Raw genomic sequence first — 6,993 nt, forward strand, 5'->3', positions numbered from 1 at the left:
GGAAATCCTCGTTGTACTTCGAAGGGCGGGGCACCGGAACATCCTTCCCCCAGACCACTGTCTGGTTTCAAGGTGTCCGGTTCGAGGGTGGAACTTCAGATGGGCTGGCGTAGAAGAATTCGCGGCGGGTGTTGACCTTGTTGACGCGTCGGTCGGCGAGTGCGGTGTGCAGCCGGTTTTCCAGGGTGACGGCGTCGTCGCTGAAGATCAGGGCGTGGATGTCAAATCGGAACGGCACGGAGGCGTCGCCGAGTTCCCGGACGCGGTCCTCGGGGTCGAGCCGGCGGGTCATGCCGATCTTGACCATGTCGGGTCCGAACGCGCCCAGGTTGGAGATCACGTAGACGTAGCCGGCGCGGGTGTTGGCCTCGCGCGCTTCGACACCGGCGATCGCTTCGCTGATCTCGGTGAGCTTGGCTTCCAGTTCGGCGGCAGCGGTGGTGTCACCCTTGGCATGCAGTTTGGCCAGGGCCGCCTGGTAGTGGGACTGTTCCTTCGCGAGCCGGGCTTTCTCCCGTTCGAACTCGGCGAGCGCGACGCGCTCCTCGCGCTGGCGTTCGCGTTCCTCGCGGACGCGTTCCTTCTCCTCGTCCTGTTTGGCGCGGTAGTCGGCAGTCAGGGTGATCTCCTGCACCCGTAGCCGGTGGTACTCGACCCTGACCCGGATCCCCATGGTCTTGCCGAGCCGGGCGATCGTGCTGGCGACCTTGTCGAGCCGCTCGATCGTGGTGTGCAGCCGATGCGGCCGAACCCGCGCCACGCAGTTGTCAGCTTCGGCGTTGTAGGCGCGCAGCATCAGCTTGGTGTACTCGTTGACCATCTTGCGGCCCTCGACGGCGGAGCCGTTCACCGTCCATCCGGTGTTCGCCTCGATCGCGGTACCGCCGCGGGCCATCACCTTGATCCGGTCCGCCAGATCGGCCAGCTGCGCCTTGTACGCGACCGCGTCCGCGAGCGGGTGTTGATACCGGTAGATGCCGATCTCCTGCAGCTCCGACTCTTCCGAGGTGCGCACCAGCTCGGCGCGGAGCAAAGCCAGCTGCGTTTCGACGTCCGCTTGTTCCTCTCGCAGGCGCCTGACCTGGTCGCTCAGCCGGGCTGCCTCGGCGGCGATCGATGCCGGATCCATGCCAGGCAGCGTGGTCAGTTGCTGGCGCAGGTCCTCGTTCTCCTCCTCCAGCCGTCGTCGGCCACCGGGCAAGCCGCCTGTCCGTCCGTGCGACGGCTCGGTTGCGACCGCGACCGGCGGCGCCGGTGCGAGCGGAGCGGGGACCAGTGGAACCGCTGCTGGCGGCGGGGCAGGCGCCTGCACGGAGGCGCGGCCGGCGATGACCGGCACCTGTGATCGTCTGCCTCCGGTGGGCGTCGAACCGTCCACAGGGATCCACCATTGCCAGCCGGGCGGTGCCGGCGGCCAGGAGGGATCCGGTTTCCAACCCTGTGGCGGTGCCCATTCCGCGGGCGGCGCCGGCCAGCCCGGCGGCACGTTGAATCGATAGGTCGACACCTGCAAAAGCCCCGCGTTCGGCTACCTTGTGTCATCGAGGGCTTTCACCGTATTGATCGGCATGACGGCCGGGTATCACCCGCACGGGGCCTGAACTCGCCCGTTGGGTGGCCATCGGCGAGATTCGGCCAACGGCACGCGTCGATCATCCACACCGGTCGAACAAGAAGCGGACGAGTTCCGTCACGCTCGGTGGCCGGCGAGCGCCCCTACCGCTCCCGGACATGCCGACGAGAGTGCGTCGCAGTATCCGCTGATACGAATTTGTTGATCCCATGTGGTTCCGGCGTCTCGACAGTCGCAGTTGACTTCGAGTGGTCCCGGCGTTATTGGCTCAAGTAATCAATTTCCTCATTGGCCCAACGGGTTAGCCCCCCATTTCCTATCAGGGGTTACGACCGTGGTCGACGCCACAGTCGTACAGTTCCTCCCACGCCGCACGATAGATGTAATCATATGATCTGATCTCAATCCGATGCTCCCTCTCAAGCGCACTGATTCGATCGTCGGCCTGGAGGTCCTTCAGCTTATCGTTCGAGCGTCCGATTACCACGACGGCCCGGAAGTCGTCCCTGAGACGGGGATATCCATGATCTTCGGCGCCGTTTTGGCCCCAGCGTCTGACCCAGCCACGCCACTCGCCAATCTGATGAATACCCTCGCGAAGCTCTTTCCCTGCCTGCCCATTGCCAATGAAAAGCTGCGTTATGGGATCCTGCAACTCCATCAGAGTCCATCGCAATCCTCCGCTATCCAAGCGAACCACCGCGAAGTCCGGACTAAATTCGGCCCCTAGCTGCGGGTTAGATTTGATCCATCGGCATCCGTGTGCCATCTCTGCGTTAACAACTAGATGTGGACGCTGCGCCAGAAGCCGGTGCATGGGTCGCTCCGTGCGTGCCGTCGATAGCTTCGTCTTGAGCGCCGATAGGTCATCAGCCGTGATACGTCGCCTATAGTCGCACATCCGGGTGAAGCCGTGGCGAGCCAACAGCTTGCCGTAGTGCAACGCCGCCTGCCTGTAACCTCCTTCTGCATCCACGCCGCCGATTTTCGCAGCTCCCTGTGATCTCCGCGACTACTGGAAGCAACAGACATTGCCGAATCCCGAAGGCGCGGCCTCGTGCCAGCGAGCGTGCGGCCGGCCCGGCGGCGATCGTAACGTTGGGTAGTCACGGGTTTGGGCAATGCGAGTTAACTCATGCCGAGACGAGTGCGCCCACCGACTCCCCAGTAGACAAGGCAAGACGGCCAACTAGACACATGACGAGGGGTTCTCCGTCGCCATGTACAACGATATCGCCGATTTGCATCTGAAGCCGAAATATGCATCTTCCACTCGAGGTCGGGTTAATCAGGCCGATCGGCACCTGACAGGCCTACCCTCGGTCGCTCTACTAGACGGAGGAACGGAGATACGGCTCTGTGCAACGGACTGCCGGGTACACCTCTCAGGTCGACGAGCGAATAACCCGCGAGCTCACTTAGGTGGCCATCCGGGTCTGAGAGCCGACGATAATCTAGTTTTGCCAATGCGCGGTAGTTGTCGGGCGAGTAATCTACGGGCCAGATAGGAGTCAATCCCCTTTCAATCCTGTCTTCAAACCAGGGCACGGAGAATTTGCCTGACCAATACAGTTCGCTGACTATCTTTTTGGATAACACGTAAGGGACACCGAACGTGATTGCGTAAGACTTTAGCGCCTTCTTCAAGTCAGTGTGCGGCATCGCCATTCCTCTCAGCGCGAGTCTTTGGCATAAACAACTTAGCGTTACCATTTGAGCGATTCTAAGGCCGAGCGACTCCATGCGCTCAAGCTGTCCAAAACCGAGCCCAAGAGGTGCTGATATCTGGACGGTGCGATTGGAGCTGCAATTAGCAGCATTGGCATAGTGCCTATAATGACGAGAATGATCGGGACATGCACAATGAGGACCGCAAGAAACCGCCCACGGCCCTCAAAGAAATTAGAAATATCGTGAAACAAGGGCACGACAAACTCCCGTCTTACCACCCCGGCGCGGTATTGACAAGATCGTCATTGCCTCGTTTTCACGGCGGGGCCATAGACCCTTTGGTCGCTCCGAGCCATACCGGGTGACTCGCAACCGGGCGCACCATCCACCCAGCCAGGTACCTTATCACCGGTTTCACCGGCGGTCACGCGGGTGTCATGCTTAAGCGGATCAGTTGCCCGACACGTTGGCGACAAGCACTCGTTCATCGGGTGTAGCGTCGGCCGTCCGGACTGAAGTTCAGTGCCGTGGCGCCGACGAGTTCAGCCCGGACGCCAACGACGCCGAGGCCGTCACCGCGGCTTAGTTCCACCGCAGCTTCGGTTGGCGCGACCGCGATCAACGAGCGGCGCGGATGGCAGGCGAGCGCCAACAGCGCACTGTGCTCCGTCGCAGCAATCCGCGCCCGGATCCAGCGTTCGTCGTGTCGCCAGCGCACCAGCATCGAGCTGCCCAGAACGCTGAAACCGAGCGCCACCATCGGACTGCGGCCGCCAATCAGTGACACATCCTTGCCCAGCAGCCGCTGTGCCGTAGCCAGATCACCGTTACGAGCGGCACGGTTCACCGCAGCCTCATTCCTACCCAGCGCGGCGCAGACAGGAGCCGGTCACAACGCCCGATTCCAAGGCAATTGAGGCCCCTACCGTAGGCCCCATCTGCTCGGCAAAGCATGTACTCATTTGCCGCGATCCGCTCGCTACATAGCGTCAGGGCCGCCGAGGGTCGGGCAGGCGGCCGCTCGTGCTGATGAGCGGAACCCCGCGTGCCGACACGTAAGATCCACGAATGCCGCCATGTGTAGACGTTTATGTTTGGCTACCCCGTCCCGACCCGGATCTCCTCAGCCACTTCATCAAGCGCTACGTCAATCGCGATGATCCCGGCGATGAGCGGCTTGCCGCCTTCAGCCGGGTCTATGTCGAGAACGCTGGGAGCGATGACGATCGAGCAGCTCTCGCTGACCTCGGACGGGACGACGCACTAGACGGTTTCTCGCTATACGTGAAAGCACGTGCGCACTACGGAGCGATTCTCACGATCACGCGTGAAGGTGCCGCAGTGCTCGGCCTCAGCATCGACGATCCGTACGGCTCCTCGCATGTCCAATCGCAGGCCCGGGCCTTGCTAGAAGATCTCCGCGCCGAGTTCGTGTCTCCCGCCGGATGTGCGGGCGTAGAGCTGGCCCCTGCTCACTCCCAGCAGGAGTGGGAGGATGATGGTCTGGTGCAGATTCGAGTAGGCGTGTTGCCTCGGAAGGCTTCGTAGACGACGTCCGGATCTGCCGCTGATCGAGCGAACTGGCTAGCGCGATCGTCACCGTCGGTAGTGCCCGCGCGGAGCGGCGTGCGCGCGCTCGCCGATAGCCCACCTGGCGCCAGGCGGCGCCGCTCGGACAACGCAGGTCAACGCCTTCGACGGGATGCAGGGCCGGTATCGGCATGCCGGTAGATTGACTTGTGTGACGTCACCGGAGATTCTCGCAGCTTCGTGGGGCAGGCTCGAGGTTGACGGGCTCGGCGTGGTCAAGGACCTGAAGGTATGGCCCGGCGGCGGCCGCCAATGGGACTGGACCGAGACCGGCACCCGGCACTCGCCGGGTATTCAGACCGCCGACGTCGAAGAACTGTTCGCCGCGGGCGCGGTGGCGGTGGTGCTGTCGCAGGGTATGGAGAAGCGGCTCGAGGTACCGCAGTCGACGGTGGACTGGTTGGAGGCACGGGGCGTGACCGTGCATGTGGCGGAAACGACCGAGGCGATCGAGTTGTACAACCGATTGCGCGAGATCACGGCCGTGGGTGGGCTGTTCCACTCGACCTGCTGAGCTGTGCTCCACACGTCCGCTCTTGCCGAATTTGGTGCGCGCGATAACCGCTGAGAGCTGAGGCGAACGACCGCTGACCGCCGAGTTGAACTACTCCAGGTCACCTTATAGGCGCTCGCGCTCGGCGGGCCCCAGTGGCCAGTTCATTGTGACGCCCGTTGCGATGTGGAAAGATTCTGCCATGCGGGCGGAGATCGTCGTTAGCCTGGCCTCGACGGGCGTGGCGGCGCTGGCCGTCGCAGCAAGCGCGATGACAACGGTTCTCTCTCTGCGCGCTCAACGTGACAACACCAAGGCGACTCTGGAGGCTCAACGTTCCCTCGCACTGATCCAGGAAGAGGCGCTACGCGAGCGCACCAGCACGGAAATTCTTCGCGCACAGCGTGCATCGCTCTATAAATCTGTCATCGAGTGGGCGGAAGGTCTTCTAAGCGCGTTGTACGCGATGACCGCTGACCAGGCATCGATTCCAAGGGACGCCTGGCACATCGACCCGACGACCGAAACAGATCTCGATCTCTACGCCTCCGATTTGGTGCATACGCGGTTCAACGCACTTCGCGGACTTCTGCTGGCCCTGGTCGAAGGCTCGGCGTTTCAAGAGTCACCGCTCGTTTCATGGACTGAACATGACGGGCAGATTCAGGAAGTGTCAATCGGGACAACACCTCCCCTCGCCACATGGGCCGAACAGAGCAAAGTTCGCGATAAAGCGCGCCGTGATGCGTTGGATTTAATTTCCGCTATCCGGGCAGAAGTGCAGGGCACGAACCATAGTGGCTACTTCGTTTCCTACCGCCTCGACCGCGATTGACGCCATCGCAACGCGCGGCTCCGCGTACGTGACCTCTATCGACGCAGCACGCTCTCATGCCGCGAACCGCTCGCTACTCAGTGTGACGGTCGAGCGGCGGCTGGGGCGCGAAACGCCGACGACAGTGCATCGAAGGGCCTCGCTCTGACGTGGCTATCAGTCGGCCGGGCGTTCCCAGGGGCGTGGAATCCAACGGTTGTTGTCCAGGTAGGCCGTGAGCCGGGGAAATTGCCGTCTTGCGCTTGCCTCGTCCGTCAGATCAACGGGCGTTCCCAGCGGTTCGTACAGACCAGGAGGACCGTCGACCGTGAAAGGGGCTCCAGTCGCGGCTATGTGAGCTTCCATTGCTAGGCCGCAGAACCAATCGATCCGCGCGTTGTGTCGATCGGGCACCAATTCCACCATGCTGTCCGGATCGTCCTGTAAGCGTTGCACGGTTTCGCGCCCGTGCGAGACGATCCAGTCCTGCAATTCGAGGGAGTCGCCCATCGGCCCCAACAGCAGAGTCGCGGCGTCAATGATAGGCCATCGATAGGCTTCGTCCCGCGCCTGCTCCCAATGCTCTTGGAACTGCTCGATCTCGTCGGGTGGCAAAGCTCGAAGACGGCGAAGCAACGCCTGAGCGACGAGTTCGCTGTCGCTGCCCATTTCTGTGCGAGCGTCTTCGACGATGCTCCAGAAACGTTCCCCGTTCACGGGCGAACTGTAGCGAACCACTGAACGCACTGTCCTGCCGCCGATAGGGCAGACCAACTAACGCACGTCGTCACCCTCCGTGTCTGGCGGATGGACCGTCGCGGGGCAGCCGACCCTCTTCTGCAATCGGCCGCA

At 62.4% G+C, this 6,993-nt stretch carries 7 protein-coding genes; 3 read left to right on the forward strand and 4 right to left on the reverse strand.

Features of this window, described 5'->3' with window-relative positions; genetic code table 11:
* Positions 1–67: 67 nt before the first annotated feature.
* From IH26_RS0151865 to IH26_RS0151875, 3 genes are all read right to left on the reverse strand, one after another.
* Positions 68–1,339 (reverse strand): SNIPE associated domain-containing protein, encoded by a 1,272-nt coding sequence (locus IH26_RS0151865; protein ID WP_245666067.1) that lies wholly within the window; start codon positions 1,337–1,339, stop codon positions 68–70.
* Between the two features lie 553 nt (positions 1,340–1,892).
* Positions 1,893–2,474, reverse strand: coding sequence for a Shedu anti-phage system protein SduA domain-containing protein (locus tag IH26_RS59270; protein WP_342668382.1), 582 nt, complete (start codon positions 2,472–2,474; stop codon positions 1,893–1,895).
* A gap of 1,254 nt (positions 2,475–3,728) precedes the next feature.
* Positions 3,729–4,091 (reverse strand): hypothetical protein, encoded by a 363-nt coding sequence (locus IH26_RS0151875; protein WP_157437898.1) that lies wholly within the window; start codon positions 4,089–4,091, stop codon positions 3,729–3,731.
* Between the two features lie 221 nt (positions 4,092–4,312).
* Here IH26_RS0151875 and IH26_RS61000 point away from each other — a divergent pair, with 221 nt between their 5' ends.
* The 3 genes from IH26_RS61000 to IH26_RS61005 all read left to right on the forward strand — a co-directional run bounded on the left by IH26_RS61000 (position 4,313) and on the right by IH26_RS61005 (position 6,162).
* Positions 4,313–4,792, forward strand: a complete 480-nt coding sequence (locus IH26_RS61000; RefSeq protein WP_157437899.1) for a hypothetical protein — start codon at positions 4,313–4,315, stop codon at positions 4,790–4,792.
* 154 nt (positions 4,793–4,946) lie between these two features.
* Positions 4,947–5,348: an MTH938/NDUFAF3 family protein gene (locus tag IH26_RS0151885; protein WP_051810094.1), complete on the forward strand. Its 402-nt coding sequence runs from the start codon at positions 4,947–4,949 to the stop codon at positions 5,346–5,348.
* Between the two features lie 181 nt (positions 5,349–5,529).
* Positions 5,530–6,162 carry a hypothetical protein gene (locus IH26_RS61005; RefSeq protein WP_157437900.1) on the forward strand — a complete coding sequence of 211 codons (633 nt, stop codon included), beginning with the start codon at positions 5,530–5,532 and terminating at the stop codon, positions 6,160–6,162.
* A 156-nt stretch (positions 6,163–6,318) separates the two neighbouring features.
* Here the strand turns inward: IH26_RS61005 and IH26_RS0151890 are convergent, their stop codons facing one another.
* Complete coding sequence (locus IH26_RS0151890; RefSeq protein WP_030443713.1) at positions 6,319–6,858, reverse strand: DUF4240 domain-containing protein; 540 nt, start codon at positions 6,856–6,858, stop codon at positions 6,319–6,321.
* Positions 6,859–6,993: the final 135 nt, after the last annotated feature.

It is taken from the genome of Actinoplanes subtropicus (assembly GCF_000721705.1).
Taxonomy (GTDB): Bacteria; Actinomycetota; Actinomycetes; order Mycobacteriales; family Micromonosporaceae; genus Actinoplanes; species Actinoplanes subtropicus.